General features: G+C 61.4%; 15 protein-coding genes. 3 read left to right on the top strand and 12 right to left on the bottom strand.

Annotated elements, in window-relative coordinates; all coding sequences use genetic code 11:
• From IV098_RS15140 to IV098_RS15175, 8 genes are all read right to left on the bottom strand, one after another.
• The coding region (locus IV098_RS15140) for a retention module-containing protein (protein ID WP_296890541.1) at positions 1–3,421 on the bottom strand (3,421 nt) is incomplete at its 3' end.
• 100 nt (positions 3,422–3,521) lie between these two features.
• Positions 3,522–4,172, bottom strand: coding sequence for a response regulator transcription factor (locus IV098_RS15145; protein WP_296890543.1), 651 nt, complete (start codon positions 4,170–4,172; stop codon positions 3,522–3,524).
• 3 nt (positions 4,173–4,175) lie between these two features.
• Positions 4,176–5,591: an HlyD family type I secretion periplasmic adaptor subunit gene (locus IV098_RS15150; RefSeq protein WP_296890545.1), complete on the bottom strand. Its 1,416-nt coding sequence runs from the start codon at positions 5,589–5,591 to the stop codon at positions 4,176–4,178.
• On the bottom strand, positions 5,588–7,783 hold the full coding sequence (locus IV098_RS15155) for a type I secretion system permease/ATPase (protein WP_296890547.1): 2,196 nt from the start codon (positions 7,781–7,783) through the stop codon (positions 5,588–5,590). Before IV098_RS15155 ends, IV098_RS15150 begins: the two co-directional genes overlap by 4 nt.
• A 210-nt stretch (positions 7,784–7,993) precedes the next feature.
• The gene (locus IV098_RS15160; RefSeq protein WP_296890549.1) at positions 7,994–8,503 is read right to left on the bottom strand and encodes a DsrE family protein; all 510 of its coding nucleotides are present in this window, start codon (positions 8,501–8,503) and stop codon (positions 7,994–7,996) included.
• A gap of 32 nt (positions 8,504–8,535) precedes the next feature.
• Positions 8,536–9,414, bottom strand: a complete 879-nt coding sequence (rsgA, locus tag IV098_RS15165) for a ribosome small subunit-dependent GTPase A (RefSeq protein ID WP_296890551.1) — start codon at positions 9,412–9,414, stop codon at positions 8,536–8,538.
• Complete coding sequence (locus tag IV098_RS15170; protein ID WP_296890553.1) at positions 9,414–9,755, bottom strand: 4a-hydroxytetrahydrobiopterin dehydratase; 342 nt, start codon at positions 9,753–9,755, stop codon at positions 9,414–9,416. Before IV098_RS15170 ends, rsgA begins: the two co-directional genes overlap by 1 nt.
• A gap of 46 nt (positions 9,756–9,801) precedes the next feature.
• On the bottom strand, positions 9,802–10,113 hold the full coding sequence (locus IV098_RS15175; protein WP_296890555.1) for a cytochrome c: 312 nt from the start codon (positions 10,111–10,113) through the stop codon (positions 9,802–9,804).
• A gap of 113 nt (positions 10,114–10,226) precedes the next feature.
• Here IV098_RS15175 and orn point away from each other — a divergent pair, with 113 nt between their 5' ends.
• Positions 10,227–10,775 (top strand): oligoribonuclease, encoded by a 549-nt coding sequence (gene orn / locus IV098_RS15180; RefSeq protein WP_296890558.1) that lies wholly within the window; start codon positions 10,227–10,229, stop codon positions 10,773–10,775.
• 63 nt (positions 10,776–10,838) lie between these two features.
• On the opposite strand, the gene IV098_RS15185 is transcribed toward orn, so the two are convergent.
• The 4 genes from IV098_RS15185 to IV098_RS15200 form a co-directional block, all read right to left on the bottom strand.
• Entirely contained in the window at positions 10,839–11,474 is a 636-nt protein-coding gene (locus tag IV098_RS15185; RefSeq protein ID WP_296890559.1) for a PEGA domain-containing protein, read from the bottom strand.
• A 26-nt stretch (positions 11,475–11,500) separates the two neighbouring features.
• Positions 11,501–12,880 carry a hypothetical protein gene (locus IV098_RS15190; RefSeq protein ID WP_296890561.1) on the bottom strand — a complete coding sequence of 460 codons (1,380 nt, stop codon included), beginning with the start codon at positions 12,878–12,880 and terminating at the stop codon, positions 11,501–11,503.
• A 98-nt stretch (positions 12,881–12,978) separates the two neighbouring features.
• Positions 12,979–13,353, bottom strand: coding sequence for a DsrE family protein (locus IV098_RS15195; RefSeq protein WP_296890562.1), 375 nt, complete (start codon positions 13,351–13,353; stop codon positions 12,979–12,981).
• A 229-nt stretch (positions 13,354–13,582) separates the two neighbouring features.
• The gene (locus tag IV098_RS15200; protein ID WP_296890563.1) at positions 13,583–14,038 is read right to left on the bottom strand and encodes a DsrE family protein; all 456 of its coding nucleotides are present in this window, start codon (positions 14,036–14,038) and stop codon (positions 13,583–13,585) included.
• A 141-nt stretch (positions 14,039–14,179) separates the two neighbouring features.
• On the opposite strand from IV098_RS15200, the gene IV098_RS15205 reads away from it, so the two are divergent.
• Both IV098_RS15205 and IV098_RS15210 read left to right on the top strand, forming a co-directional pair.
• Positions 14,180–14,734, top strand: coding sequence for an RNA polymerase sigma factor (locus IV098_RS15205; RefSeq protein WP_296890565.1), 555 nt, complete (start codon positions 14,180–14,182; stop codon positions 14,732–14,734).
• A complete protein-coding gene (locus tag IV098_RS15210) occupies positions 14,731–15,462 on the top strand; it encodes a hypothetical protein (protein ID WP_296890567.1) in 732 nt (243 codons plus the stop codon). Before IV098_RS15205 ends, IV098_RS15210 begins: the two co-directional genes overlap by 4 nt.
• Positions 15,463–15,518 lie beyond the last annotated feature (56 nt).

Genomic DNA, 15,518 nt, shown 5'->3' on the forward strand with positions numbered 1-15,518 from the left:
CGCCGGCTGCGATGCTGATCGTCGCGCCGTTCGACAGCGTGACCGTGACGGGCGACTGCGCGACGTTGTCGAGGCTGGCGGTGTAGGTGATGTTGCCGCCTTCGGCGACGCTGGCCGAAGCAGTGAGGCTCAGCGTTGTCGTGTCGGGCGTATCGGTAATGCCGGTCGTTGCCGTAGCCGGATTGATCGCCAAACTCTCGAAGTTTCCGCCAGCAGCCGAGGTAATCGTGGCCGATACCGAACCGGCATCGACATAGACATCATCGGCTGGAGCAGAGACGCTCACGCTGCCGGAAGACGCGCCCGCGGCGATGCTGATGACCGCACCATTGCTCAGCGTCACACTGACCGGCGTTTGCGCCACATTGTTGAGGCTGGCCGTGTAAGTAATGTTGCCGCCTTCGGCCACCGAAGCGCTTGCGCTCAGGCTGACCGTAGTCAAATCAAGGGTGTCGGTGATGCTGGTGGTGGCTGCAACCGGGCTGACGACGAGGTTTTCGAAATTGCCGCCGGCAGCCGAGGCAATCGTGGCCGAGACCGAACCCGCGTCGACATACACATCGTCGGTCGGCGCAGCGACGCTGACCGATCCGCTCGATGCACCGGCAGCGATGCTGATCACCGCGCCGTTGGAAAGCGTCACGCTGACCGGAGTCAGCGCCACATTGTTCAGGCTTGCGGTGTAAGTGATGTTGCCACCTTCTGCCACCGAAGCGCTCGCGCTCAGGCTGAGCGTCGTGCTGTCGAGGGTATCGGTGACGCTGGTCACCGCCGCGGTGGGGGTCACCGTCAGCGTCTCGAAATTGCCGCCACTGGCGGACGCAATCGTGGCACTGACGCTGCCCGCATCGAGGTACACATCGTCGGTCGGTGCGGCGACGCTGACCGAACCACTGGAAGCGCCGGCAGCGATAGTGATGACCGCCCCGTTGGAAAGCGTGACGCTGACCGGCGTCTGCGCCACATTGTTGAGGCTGGCGGTGTAGGTGATGTTGCCGCCTTCGGCGACGCTGCCCGAAGCCGTGAGGCTCAGCGTTGTCGTGTCGGGCGTGTCGGTAATGCTGGTGATCGCCGATGCCGGATTGATCGCCAGGTTCTCGAAATTGCCGCCCGTGGCGGCCGTAATGGTGGCACCAACACTACCGGCATCCAGATAGACATCATCGGTCGGCGCAGCGATGCTGACCGTGCCGCTGGAAGCACCGGCGGCGATGCTGATGACCGCCCCGTTGGAAAGGGTGACGCTGACCGGCATCTGCGCCACATTGTTGAGGCTTGCCGTATAGACGATGTTGCCGCCCTCGGCCACGCTGGCTGTCGCCGTAATTGAGATGGTCGTGCTGTCGATCGTGTCGGACACACTGGTGGAGGCCGGGGCCGGGTCGACGGTGAGGATGGAGAAGCCGCCGCCCGTGGTCGAAACGATGCTGGCGCTCAGGTTGCCCGCATCGACGTAGATGTCATCGGCAGGGGCGGCCACGCTGGTGCTGCCGCTGGAGGTGCCGGTAGCGATATTGATGACTGCGCCGTTGTCCAAAGTCACGCTCATCGGGCTGAGCGCAGGGCCTGTCAGGCTTGCGGTGTAGGTGATCACGCCGCCTTCGGCAACACTTGCGCTCGCGCTCAGACTCACGGTGGCCGTGGTGGTGCTGTCGGTGACGCTGGTGGTGACGCTGCCTGCCGCGCCATTGATCGTCAGGCTTTCGAAATTGCCGCCGCTCGCCGAGCTGATGCTGACGACGAGGGTTTCGGCGCCTTCCAGATCGAGGTCGCTTGCGAGCGGGATGCTGAAGCTTGCGCTGCTCGATCCTGCCGGAATGGTGACGCTCGCGACACCGGTGAAATCGACGCCATCGGTTGCCGTGCCGCTGTATGCGAAGTTGACGGTGACCGCGGTTTGTGCGGGATTCGTGAGCGATACCAGGTAAGCCGCCGTGCCGCCTTCGGCAACACTCGCGCTGCCGCTGAGACTGATAGTCGTGATGTCGGCCGTGTCGGTGATCGCGGTCGTTGCCGCCGCGGGATTGACGACCAGGCTCTCGAAATTGCCGCCGGTGGCGGACGCAATGGTGGCATTGACGCTGCCGGCATCCAGGTAGACGTCGTCGTTCGGTGCGGCGACGCTGACGCTGCCGGACGCGGCGCCGGCAGCGATGCCGATCACGGTACCATTGCTGAGGGTTACGCTGACCGGCGTCTGTGCGCTGTTGTTCAGGCTGGCCGTGTAGGTGATGTTGCCGCCCTCGGCGACGCTGGGCGTCGCCACGAGGCTGACTGTCGTCACATCGGGCGTGTCGGTGATCGCGGTTGTGGCGGCCGCTGGATTGACGGCCAGGCTTTCGAAATTGCCGCCGGACGCCGTCACAATCGTGGCGCTGACGCTGCCGGCGTCGAGATGGGCATCGTCGGAAGGCGCCGGCACCGAGACCGAGCCCAGGCTGGAGCCGGCCGCGATGCTGATCGTTGCCCCGTTGCTGAGGGTGATCGTGAGCGGCGTGCCGGCCGGCGTGCTCAGGCTGGCCGTATAGGTGATGTTGCCGCCCTCGGCAACGCTGGCATCTGCCGTCAGCGAGAGCGCCGTGACATCCGCATCGTCGCTCACGGGAGTGGTGGCGGGGCTGCCCAGGCTGAGCGTGGTGTAACCGCCTCCGGATGCGCCCACTACGGAGACGGACACCGGCGTGTCGCCTTGCGCAAGGACATCGTCCGCACGCACCGGAACGGGTGCGCTGGTGGCGCTGAATGCGCCGACCGGAATGGTGAGGGTGAGGCCGTTGGACAATGTCAGCACCAGTGGACTGCCCTGCGGCGCCACATCGACGGTGACCGAATACACGATGGTGCCGCCTTCGGTCACGCTTGCCGGTGCGTTCAGGGTGAGGGCGCCTGTAACCGCAGGCACTTCGACTGTTTCCAGGATTTCCGCGGGGGTGCCGCCGGATTCAAATACCGGAAAGTCGATGTTCGCCGTATTGCTTTCGAATCGAAACGACAGGGGATCCACGCCTTCGACAATCCGCAGCAAGCGGACGAAATTGTTTCCCCCGTTTTCACCGCCGCCCTGGAAACCGGCAGCGGTCGGATCGATCAGGTCGTCGATGTTCTCGCCACGTTCCAGCGCCTGGATGATGCGATCGGCTTCGCCTGCCGGCAGCGCGGCTTCGGCCACATCGGGACGCGTGCCCGGCGCGGTTTCGGCGCTGAACTGAAAGCCTTCGTTGGGGAGCACGGTCAGCAGTTGTCCATCGGCGAAGGCCAGCTGGACCTGTCCACCCGGCAGGGTGACGAGGGTGTCGCCTTCGAGCAGGACGTCGCCCGCCTGCAGCGGTCGCATCTGGCCAGCCGGATCGCGGGCGAATGCCTGGCCTTCTACTGCAATAACGGTGGCGACTGCCTGGGGAGTGGAAACGCGCGTGTCCATGGTGCTGACCTTTTATCGAAATGGCTTGGGTGCCCCATTCGGGCACGTCTGCAAGACATAACGGCTTGATTTCCGGTTTCCGTATTGGACCGAAGTACAGTCAGGCGGAGATTTTCTGGGGCAGGTGTGTCGAGTCTTCGACACCGTTCACGAGGAGGGAGAGCTGCATGCGGTCGCGCACGCCGAGTTTCTCGAAGGATGCGGTCAAATGGGCTTTAACCGTGCGCTCGGTGATGTGCATCACGCGCGCGATTTCCTTGTTCGTCGATCCGCGCGCAACGGCTTCTGCAACCTGACGTTCACGCTGGCTCAAGCTATCCAGCGCAGGTGGGGGCACCGTGTCGTTGCGTACCGCCAGACCCTGCATCAGCCGGCGCATCAGTTGCGGACCGACCCACAGGCCGCCGTGCTCGACGACGCTGGCCACCTGATGCAACACCGCGGGCAAGCTCAGCGCACTGCAATAGCCGGACGCGCCCGCTGCCAGTGCCGCCATCCCCTGATCGTCTTCCGGCACATTCGAGAGCACGACAATGGACGCGTTCGGCGCCGCGATCCGCAGCGTTTTCAGCCAGGCCGACAGCGCCGGATCGTCTGCCGTGGCATGCAGCCAGAGCACGGATGCGTTTTCCAGCGCGACCAGATCGGTCTTGTCCGGACCCTGATCGTGCACCAGCAAAGCGTTGGGAAACGCCTCCAGCCAGCGCGGAATCGGTTGCGGGCGTGCTGTGATGAATATCGGGCGCGTCACCGGCTAGCGCTCCGTGAAGGCGTGGGCGCGGGCGCGGATCACCGGCTTGAGCAGATAGGCGAGCACACTTTTCCGGCCGGTCATGATGTCCACTTCCGCCACCATCCCGGGGATGATCGGCATGGCCTTGCCGAGCGACGATTTGAGGGTTCGAACGCGCACCAGGTAGAAGGCGTTGCCGTCTTCATCGGTGACGGTATCTGCCGCGATCTGGTCGATCACCGCCTCCAGCCCACCGTAAATCGCGAAATCGTAGGCCGTGAAACGCACCGTCGCCTTTTGCCCCGGCGACAGGAACGCGATGTCCTTGGGGGCAATCCGCGTTTCCAGCAGCAATGCATCGTCGGTCGGCACGATTTCCACGATTTCCTTGCCCGGCTGCAGCACGCCGCCCACGGTCGTGATCATCAGGCGCTTGACGGTGCCCTTGACCGGCGATTTGACGTTGGCGTGCTGGACGCGGTCGGACAGCGCCGTGCTGCCTTCGGACAGGCTGTTCAGCTTGGCCATGGTCTCGCCCAGTTCGTTGCGCATCTCGTTGCGGAAGGTGAGTTCCTGTTCCTGTACCTTGCGTGACGCTTCCACGATCGCGGATTGCAGGCGCACCGTCTGCGCGGAAGCCTGGTCGCGCTCGCCGCGATAGCGGCCGACGTCGCGCTCGAGCCGCAGCAATTCCACATCCGAGACCGCGCCCGAGGCCGCGAGCGGTTTGGTCATCGCGAGTTCGCGGGCCGTGAGTTCGTAACTTTGCGCAGCCTGCTCACGACGCGAGCGCACTTCGATCAGCTCCTGATTGCGCTGGGCCAGCTGCTGGCGCGCGATGCTGAGCTGGGCTTCCAGTTCGTTGCGGCGCGCGTCGTACATGCTGCGTTCTTCCTGGACCAGTTTGGGGTCTTCTTTCATGATCTCGGGCGGCAGCACGAACGGCGTGTTCTCGGCCAGGGCGCGCAAGCGCGCGGCCTTCGCCAGCAGCGCCAGATATTGCACGCGGTTTTCGCGCAGCGAAGAGACAAAACGCGTTTCATCGATGCGGAACAGCGACTGTCCCACCTCGACCGACTGGCCCTCATGCACCAGGATTTCCGCGACCACGCCGCCGTCGACCGCCTGGATCACCTGCACCTGGCGCGAGGGGATGACCTTGCCCGAGCCGCGCGTGACTTCGTCCACCGTGGCGAAGGCCGCCCACAGCAAGAAGACCAGCAGAATGATCCCGATCGCGCGCAGCAGATAGCGTGCGCGCAGCGGTTCCTGATCCATCCGCGCCCAGTTGGCATCGGCTGCCCAACCCAGCGATTCGTCTGCGCCCGGTGGAATCCACCTGGCAAATGCGCGGTCCAGCAGTGGCCGCGCATGTTTGGACCAGGCCGCGGAGCGGTCGGCAAAGCGGGAAATGGAGGCGAACAGGGCGGCTTTCATGCGGCCTTCCCGATGCGGCCCTGGCGCAGGGCCTCGACCACCTGCGCTTTGGGGCCGTCTGCCACCACCTTGCCGCCATCGATCACGATGATGCGCTCGACCAAGTCCAGCAGCGAGGTTCGGTGCGTGACCACGATCAGGGTTTTGCCGGTGGCATAGGTGCGCAGGCGCTGCTTGATTTCCTCTTCGCTGGAGTGGTCCATCGAGCCGGTCGGCTCGTCCATCAGCAGGATCGGCGGATCGTTGAGGGTGGCGCGCGAGATGGCGACTGCCTGCCGCTGTCCGCCGGAAAGCGATTCGCCGCGCTCACCCACGGTCATGTCGAAGCCCTTAGGGTGGTTGTTGACGAACTCGAGAATGCCGCCGACTTCGGCCGCGCGCAGGACCGCCGCATCGTCGGCGCCGGGCGCGGCGATGGTCAGGTTGTCGCGCAGGCTGCCATAGAACAGCGTGACATCCTGCGGCACATAGCCGATGTTGCGGCGCAGCTCGGCCGGATCGAGCTGGCGCAGGTCGATGCCGTCCACCAGCACGCTGCCCGAGGTGGGCTGGTACAGGCCGAGAATGAGTTTTTCCAGTGTGGTCTTGCCGGAGCCGACGCGGCCGAGGATGGCCACGTGTTCGCCCGCGCGGATTTTCAGCGAGACATTGCGCAGGGCTGCAAGGTCTTGATTGGGGTAGCTGAAGTCGACTTCGCGGAATTCGATGTCGCCGGTGAAATGCTGGCGGGTCACGAAATTCGAATCGGCAGGCCGCTCGACCGGCTGCTGCAAAATATCGTCCAGCGATTTCAGGGACGTTGCGGCGCTGTGGTATTGGGTCAGCAGGCCGGCAATCTGGCCGATCGGCGCCATCGCCCGCGACGCCAGCATGGTGCAGGCAATGAGTCCGCCCAGCGTCAGCTGGCCGTCCGAAATCAGGTAGACGCCGACCACCACCACCACCACGTTGACGAATTGCTGGGCCCACATCGCGCCGTTGATGGTGGTCGACGACAGCAGCCGCAGCTGCGCGCCCACACGCGAGAGAAAGGCCGCGCTCGATTCCCACTTGCGCTGCATGACGCTCTCGGCCCCCAGCGCCTTGATCGCTTCCAGCCCCACCAGGCTTTCGACCAGGGTGGCGTTGCGCATGGCGCTGGCGCGGTAGGTGGTTTCCGACAGTTCGTGCATCTTGCTGTGGATGGTCAACGCAAAGGCCAGCAACAGCAGCATGCCGAACAGGATCGGCAGGATCAGTGGCCAGGAAATCCAGCCGATGACCACCAGGAAGATGAGGGCAAACGGCAGGTCGATGAAGGCCGTCACCGTGGCTGAGGTGATGAAGTCGCGGATCGTTTCGAACGAACGCAGATTGGAGGCAAAGGAACCTGCCGACAGCGGGCGGTTTTCCAGGCGCAGACCCAGCACGCGTTCCATGATGTAGGCGGACAGCCGCACATCCACCCGGCTGCTGGCCAGATCGAGGAAATAGCCGCGCATGGTACGCAGCACCAGATCCGCCACCAGCACGATGGCCATGCCTGCCGCCAGCATCCACATCGTTTCGATCGCATGGTTGGGCACCACGCGGTCGTACACGTTCATGGTGAACAGCGGCAGGGCGATGGCGAACACGTTGATCATGAACGCCGCCAGCAGCACATCCCGATACAGCGGCGTATTTTCGGCCAGCGTGCCCCAGAACCAGTGGCGGTGCTTGACCCGGCCTACTTCGGGAGTGCGTGCGTCGAAACGGAATTCGGGGCGCGCAAGGATGGCATGGCCGGAGTAACGGGCCGCGAGTTCGTCGCGCGGCAGCAAGGCTTCCGCTTTCCCCAGTTCGGGAAAGACCACGCGCGCGGTCCGGCCGTCGTCCTGCCAGCCCAGCAGCACGCAGGCTTCCTCGTCGTTGAGCAGTAGCACCGCCGGGAACAGGGCCGTATTCAAGCCTTCCAGCGGTTTGCGTACCACATTGCTGGTGAAGCCGGCGCGCTTGGCCGCACGGCGGAACAGGGAAGGGGTGAGGCGATTGTTGACCAGCGGCAATCCATCGATGGCGGCCTGGCGGCTTAGCGTACCGCCGTGCGCATGCACCACCACGAGCATGCATTCGAGCAGCGTGTCGAGCGCTTCGGTCGCGGCTGTAGTGTGGGTTTGCTGATCTCTATCGGACGTGATGACGCGAGACGCATCCTGAAATGTGGTGTCCATACTCAATGGATTGATAGCAAGCCCGGCTCGCAGCCCCGAAATAATCGATTTGATAGCGTTTTTAACGGGATTTAGCCGGGTTTCTTTAACCGGCGGCGTGTATTCGGGGCTATCGCGGGCGGACGCCCGGGGGCAAGAGGGGCATCGCAGAAACAGCGGGCCTCTCCTGATCCGGCCTCAAGCCCGCTGCGGCTGTCACGCAAAAACCAGTCAGCGGATGGTCTCGATGTCGAATTTCTTTTCCATCACGTGCGGCGTGATCAGGGCGTAACCCTGCTGCTGCCAGTGCGCCAGTTCGGTGATGGCGTTGGGCACAACTTCGATGAAGTCCTGGAAATCCTTGACCGCGTATCCGAAGTCCTCCGCAGCCTGGCCGCACACCCTGAACGACACGCCGAGGTCGGCGTAGTAGCGCATGCGTTCGACGGCATCCTGATATTTCGCTTCGTTGCGGGTGGCCACCGTCACGATTTCATTGCCGTGGATGACGACGACAACGTTCAGATCTTCGGGTGTGTAGTTGTAGGGCGCGGCTTGCAGCGGGTTCATCAGCGCGCGCACCCAGTAGAGGGCGCTGCCGATTTTTTGCGGATCATCCAGGTAGAACTCGAAGACGACCTTGGCCGGCGCATAGGGGGTGGCGACCCACTTTCCCGCTGCCAGCGCCGGCGACATCACACTCAGAATCAGCAGTACCAACAGCGTCAGCGCGCGTTTCATGATGCGCTCCTTGCGTGAAATTCAGGCTTTATTTATAGGCGCTGGGCGGCGTTTTTCTGCAGGCGTCTGAGCATCTGGAACAGCTGCAGGCGCTTGGGTTCGATTTCGCCCGCGGCAGCGGCCTCCAGCAGGCGGCAACCGGGTTCGGTTTCGTGCTTGCAGTCGCGGAAACGGCAATGTCCCAGGAAGGGACGGAAGTCGACGAACGCGTACGCCAGCGCGTTGGCGTCCAGATGCTGCAGGGCGAACTCCTGCAGGCCGGGCGAGTCGATCACCGCCGTGTCGGCATCCAGCCGGTGCAGGCGGGTGTGGGTCGTGGTGTGGCGGCCGCTGTCGAGCGCTTCGGAATACTCGGCGGTCAGCACGTCGGCATCGGGAAACAGTGCGTTGATGAGCGTCGATTTACCCATCCCGGACTGCCCGATCAACAGCGTGGTGCGGCCGTGCAGCGCCGGCCGCAGCGGCGCGACGTCGGTGAGCGCGGACAGTGTGACCAGCGGATAGCCGATGCGGGTGAGCCGCTGCAGGCGCTCGATCGCCCGCGGCGTTTCTGGCAGGTCGGTCTTGTTGAGAATGAGCAGGCTGGGGATGCCCTGGTCTTCGGCGGCGAGGATGCAGCGCTGCACCAGTTCCATCGAAAAGCTGGGGCGCGGCGCCACCACCACGGCAAGCTGGGTGACGTTGGCGGCGATGGCTTTGGTTTTGAAGGCGTCGGAACGGTACAGCAGGCTGCTGCGCGGCAGCACGGCCTCGATGACGCCGCTGTCGCCGTCGCGCTGAAGTTCGACACGGTCGCCACATACCACGCGCAGGTGGCGGCCTTTTACCTGGCAGGGAAGCAGGCCATCAGCCGTCTCGACGATGAAGCGGCGGCTGAAGGCAGCGACGACCCGGCCGGTCTCGGCGGCCATCAGATGTCAAACAGCATGTCGACTTTGGCCGCGCAGATGAAATCGTTCTCGGACAGGCCGCCGATAGCATGCGTCCAGAATTCGACCTTGACGGTGTTGTAGCCCACGAGGAGGTAGGGATGGTGGTCTTCGCGGTGCGACACCCACATCACGGCGTTGGTAAAGGCCTGTGCCTGGTAATGGTCCTTGAACTTGTATTCCTTGACGATTTTTTCGCCTTCGCGCTGCCAGCCGGCAAGGCCTTTGAGCATCGGCGCGATCTGCGCATCGGTCATCGCGGCGACGCCGCCTTCGCAGGGGGCGCACTTCTTGCGGACGAGTTCTTCAACAATAGTGGTCATGGCGGTTCCTTCGGGCGGGCTGAATCAGCCTTGAGTTCGGTGGGGTTTACTTGAATTTATAGTACTGCTGGTTCAAATATGCGGCGACGTGAGCCTCGTCTTCCGGGAACCAGCCCGCGCCGGTGTTGGCATTGCAGCCTGACACGCGGGCAGCCAGCTGCGCGGTGGATTGGGTTTTGCGGTCACTGCGCGTGTAAATCTTGCTGCCGTCGCCGCCGTACATCTTGACGTGGCAACTGGTGCAGGATTTGTCGTGCAGGGTCTTGCCGACCTTGGGATCGCCTTTTGTGGTGGCGGGCGCGGCATGAATCGCGGTGGACAGCAGGGCTGTCGCAAAAAAGACCATCAGGGCTTTCATGGCAGAACTCCGGGGTGGGTATGGCTGGATTATGGCGGCAAGCGTTCGCTTCTGCCACCCCGCGTGGGGCAGGGTCTATGCGAAAATGCGCCAATTCAATTGAGGACACCCCGATGGCACTGAATCCCACACATCTGCTCTGGCTGGACATGGAAATGACTGGCCTGTCGCCCGAAACCGACCGCATCATCGAACTGGCCATCGTCGTCACCGACGCCGATCTCAACACCGTGGCCGAAGGCCCGGTACTGGTGGTGCATCAGCCGGACGAAGTCATGAACGCGATGGACAACTGGAACAAGGGCACGCATGGCAAATCCGGTCTGATCGATCGCGTCAAGGCTTCGCAACTGGATGAGGCCGCCGCCGAAGCGCAGATGCTGGAATTCGTGAAGCAGCACGTGGCCGCGCGTACCTCGCCGATGTGCGGCAACTCGATTTGCCAGGATCGCCGTTTCATGGCGCGCTACATGCCGAAACTGGAAGAATTTTTCCATTACCGTAACCTCGACGTCAGCACGCTGAAGGAACTGGCCAAGCGCTGGCGTCCGGGTCTGGCAGAAGGCTTCAAGAAGGGCAGCAAGCACGAGGCGCTGGCCGACATTTACGAGTCGATCGAAGAAATGAAGTATTACCGCGAGCACTTCATCCGCCCGGTATGAAAAAAGCGGCCATCACGCATGGTGCTCACTTGCGATCAATCGTGTGAGCGCCGTGGTGGTGAATCAAAGCTGCTCAAGGATACGGGCACGTAGTTGCTTGTATTCCTCATCGCTGATCAGGCCTTTTTTGTGCAAGGCTTCAATCTGTTCCAGCCGTTCAATCGATTGATTCTTGGCCGGTGAAATTGCAGGCGATCCCGCAGCTGGAGCCGATGCGGCGGGGGCAGGCTGGAAATTCGGTTCGCATTTCAGCTTGGTGTTGATGTCCTTTGACAAAATATTGTCATTGACCTCGTTCGACCAGGTTTCGCAGCCGGCTTTCTTGAGGCTGAGTTTGCCAACATAGCGATAGGAAAAACCCGCAAAGCCCGAACGGAAGTGATCGCCAGGAACGATCTCCAGCGGCGTGGTGCCGATTTCTGCGCCGTCCACATAGGCCGTTGCACCGGCGGGCTCGGACGTGATTTTGATGCGTCTGCCCTGGCTTTCGTTGCTGCCCGTGCTGGCGCAAGCGGAAAGTCCTGCCGTGAAGGCTAGCAAGGCAAGCCATTTCATATTGGGAGAGCGAGATAAGCGCATGGCGTTCCTTACGTTGAAGTGTGCTGCGGGGATATTCCCTTGCCCGTATTCGGCAGTCGGTAAGGATGATCCTGGAAATAAAAAACCCACCCGTCGAGCTGGTGGGAAGGAGGAGATCATAAAAATAATGATTTCCTGGAGACAACTTAGAAAATTGCCGTCAACTGCAATCCGATCTTGTTACCGACCCCGTCCAGGTTGGTGTTCGGCCCAACGCATTGCGCCAATCCGGAGTCGCACTCAAAGTTGCGGATCTCGTAGTTGAGCGTAACCCGTGTTTTGGGGTTGAAATGGTATTGCGCCCCGAGGGTCCACTTGCTGAACGTGTGCTGGTCAACACGGTCTTCGTTGAAGATTGCAGTGTCGTAGCGCGTATCCAGTTCGAACTTGGTATTGGGGATATACCATCCGCCTTCCACATACCAGCTGTGACCCTTGGCGTCAGCACCATTGAGGTTGGGTACGCTGGTAAAGTAAAAATTCGGTTTGTCCGGACCTTCGAAGATCATGCCGTCTGCCGTGATGTACTCGGCCGTCGCGCGGAAGGGTTTCTGCAAATACTTTGTTCCCAGGCCCGCACGGTTGCGATCATAGGACTGGAGCCCGCTTGTTGCCGTGGTTGCAAGCAGGCGCGTACCCCACTGTCCCCAGGCGAAGAACTTCAGGCCTTCAGCCTTGGGGCCCTTGCCGCCGAATTTCTTCTCGCCTGACAGGTAGAGATACGTGTCGTATTTGCCATCGCTGTTGTCGAACTCGATGCCGTTGCCATTGCCGACCATCGCCGCGTAGGACACTTCCCAGTCGTTGCTGACATCAAATGCATCGAATACCTGAATGCCCACATCGCGGAATGCGCCGACAGGTCCCTGGAAGGTATTCAGGCTGGCGCCGCCCTGAAGCTGGGCTTCCGTATAGGGGCCTACGTTGCCGGTGCTTGCATTACAAGGGGCGGTGACACCGGTACAGTTCACAAAATGCTTGCTGGGGAAGCGCTCGTTGAGCAGCAAGTTACCCCCTTCGGTGAAATTGATGTAGTCGAATACATGAATAGCCTGCAAGCCTTCTTCGGAGCCTGGATACTTGAACAGGCCGACGCGAACACGTGCGCCCGGTATGTAACTCAGGGTCACGCTGGCGTCTGTCAGTTTGGCAAAGGCGTTTCCGTCATAGGTAATACCGTTGTTGCCCATTTCGAGCAGCAGGAAATAGTTGATCCGGCTGTCAAGCGGGAAGCCGGTGCCCCTTACGCCAACCCGGGCACGGTCGATGTTGAACCCATCCTGGGCATCGAGATTGGGTCCAAGCAGTTTGGGTGGCACGTAGCCGCCTGTGGCGTTGGGCTTGCTGTAGTCCTTCTGGTAGCTAGCCTGGATAAATCCCCATACTTCGGCGCGTGAAGCCGCATCAGTGGGCTCGGTGCCCTGCAGCATCAGCCAGTTTGCTGCGTGAGTCGTACCGGCCGCCGCAAAGGCCAGGGTGCAGACTGTGCTGATCAATGCACGCTTGAATTGTTTCTTGTCTCCCAATTTGTTTCTCCTCGATGAATATTTATTAATGAATAAAACAGGGAATGAGCCGTGGTGTGTGTCGTGCATAAAACGGCGTGATTGAGTACCTGGCATGGTCAGGGCTTGACATAGATGTATCCCTGCTTGACCAACTGGCCAATGCGAACGATGCCTCCGGGTACGACCGTCGCAACCGGATTCAGCTTCGGTTCTTCGCCCAGCAGTTTGGCCATGCCCTTGAGGGTGTTGTCACATGCAGAAAACCTGACGCCGCTCTGGGCAAGCGAATCCATGCGCGGGGCGTTGATGTTTTCGGCAAACATCAGGCGCAGGCCTGGCCCATAGGCAACGATCTCGATGTCCACATCGCCAGGCGGGTAGGCATCCAGCAGGTTCCTGGCGTTGTTGAGGATGAGTTCCTGCTTGGACGGATCCATGTCGTCGATGTGCAGGACGTATTTGTATTCAGGCAGGCTTTTGTCTTCTGCCATGGCTGGGGGGACGGCCGAGATGATGAGAAGCGAAGCAACAACGACTACGGCAGAACGAAAAAACTTAAGCATTACTTGTCTCCACAAGGGACTGCTGCAAATTCAAGGCAAAAGAGGGGGCAATAGCGCCAGTTTCATGGCGTTATTGACGATTCAAATTGAGTGGTTTTGCGAACTGAACTAGATGCTTGCCCGCCGTCTCAGAATGGCGGGTAGCACATGTCGCACCTCAAGGTTTCAGGTACACGTAGCCTTCTTTTGCCTGCAGTCGGCCGATTTCAGCGACGCCCGACGGGACGATGGTGGCTTCCGCAAGCACGGTGCCGGGATTAATCTTGCGGCCCTTCAGCGTGTTGTTGCAGACACGGAAATCGACCCCTTTCGTTTTCAGTTCCTGCACGGCCACTTCATATGGATTGCCGTTCTTGTCGGTTGCGCCGCTGAGCAGAAAATCGATGCCCTCGCTGTGGGTGACCACGACGATTTTGACGTCAGGCGAGGCGGCGAGGTGATTCTTGATGTTGCGCAGCGCAGCGGAGGCGTTGGCGCTGTCGTTGACGTGGTAAACCACTTTTTCCTGCATGGATGCAACGGGGGCTGCGGCCTCGGCCAGCGGGCCGGCGTGGGCCATCGGTGCCGTTGCCAGCAGCAGGGCGGTCAGTAGCGGGGTCAGGACGCGGGTCATGTTGTCTCCTTGAAGTGTTGAATAAACAGGCTTGATGAATGCCGTGCATATCTATAAGACGCGTGATATGGGACGCTTATTCCATTTCGGAGGCGGCTTTTTTATGGAATAAATGGACTACTGTCCGCGTCTTCAATTGATATGTCCCTTATCAGCCGTTTCCTGTTTGGCCCGTTTCGCCCCAGCGTGGAAGCCTTGCGTCCGGTGCTTTATCGCATTGCGTATGCCTGGTGTCACGATGCGGCGCTGGCGGATGATCTGGTGCAAGAGACCTTGTCCAAAGCCCTGACGCAGCGGGGGCAGTTGCGCGACGAGGCATCGCTGAAGGCCTGGCTCGTGGCGATCATGAATCGTTGCTGGCTCGATCATCTTCGAGCCCGGCGTGACTTTGAGGATGTTGAGGACTGGCAGGACGAGCTCGAATCAAGTGCCGATACACCGGAGGCGAGTTGTGACCGCAAACAGGTGATCGCCTGCGTGCGGTCGGCAGTGGCGAATCTACCGATAGGACAACGCCAGGTATTGACGCTGGTCGATCTGGAAGAGTTTGGTTATGCCGAGGTGGCGACCATCCTCAATATTCCGGTTGGAACGGTGATGAGTCGCTTGTCACGCGCGCGTGCAGGCCTGAAGGTTTTTCTGGATTCAGCAATGCAGCAGCCGGCGACGCAGCCGCTGCTGAGGAGAGTGAAATGAACGAAGTCGTATCGGACGAAACGCTGAATGCCTTTATCGATGGCGAGCTGGACGTGGCCGAAAGCGAGGCACTCCTTGCCCGGATTCGCGATGACAAGGAGCTGTCCCAGCGCGTCTGCATATTGCGCGGACTGCAGAGCATGGTGCGGCTGGCGTACATCGAACCGCCGGTTGCCGACAGCAGGAAGTCGCGCACGGCGCCCCATCGGAGATTGATGCAACGCTGCGCCTACGGTTGCCTCGTCCTGCTGGCAGGTTTAAGCGGCGGTTGGGCGTTGCGGGGGCAGGAACCGCAGGCCGTGGCTGCGTTGCCTGCGGCCGTTTCCAGTGGTTATCAGGTAGTGAGTCTGGCGCGTAAGGCTGATCCGAACCGGGTCATGCTGCATCTCGACAGCGCCGCGCCTGCCAAGATGCAAGCGGTACTGGATCGGGCGGAGCTTCTGCTGGATGAAGCAGACAAGCAGGGACGGGCGATGCAGCTCGAAGTGATCGCTAACAGCCATGGCCTCAATCTGCTGCGTGCGGGGCATAGCCCGTACGCAGAGCGCATGGCACGCATGAAGCAGCGCCACGCCAATTTGCACTGGGTGGCGTGCGGACAGTCGATTACCCGCCTCCGGAACGTTGGCGAACAGGTCATGCTGTTGCCCGACACCCAGACTGCGCCAACAGCCATTAACGAGATCGTTACCCGCCTCCAGCAGGGCTGGACGTATGTTCGGGTTTGAGCGCGAAGCAGCAAGCCTGTCGGTTGCGGGCATTACGTCTTGAGGCTTACAGCTGA

Source organism: Thiobacillus sp. (genome assembly GCF_018780105.1).
Taxonomy (GTDB): domain Bacteria; phylum Pseudomonadota; class Gammaproteobacteria; order Burkholderiales; family Thiobacillaceae; genus Thiobacillus.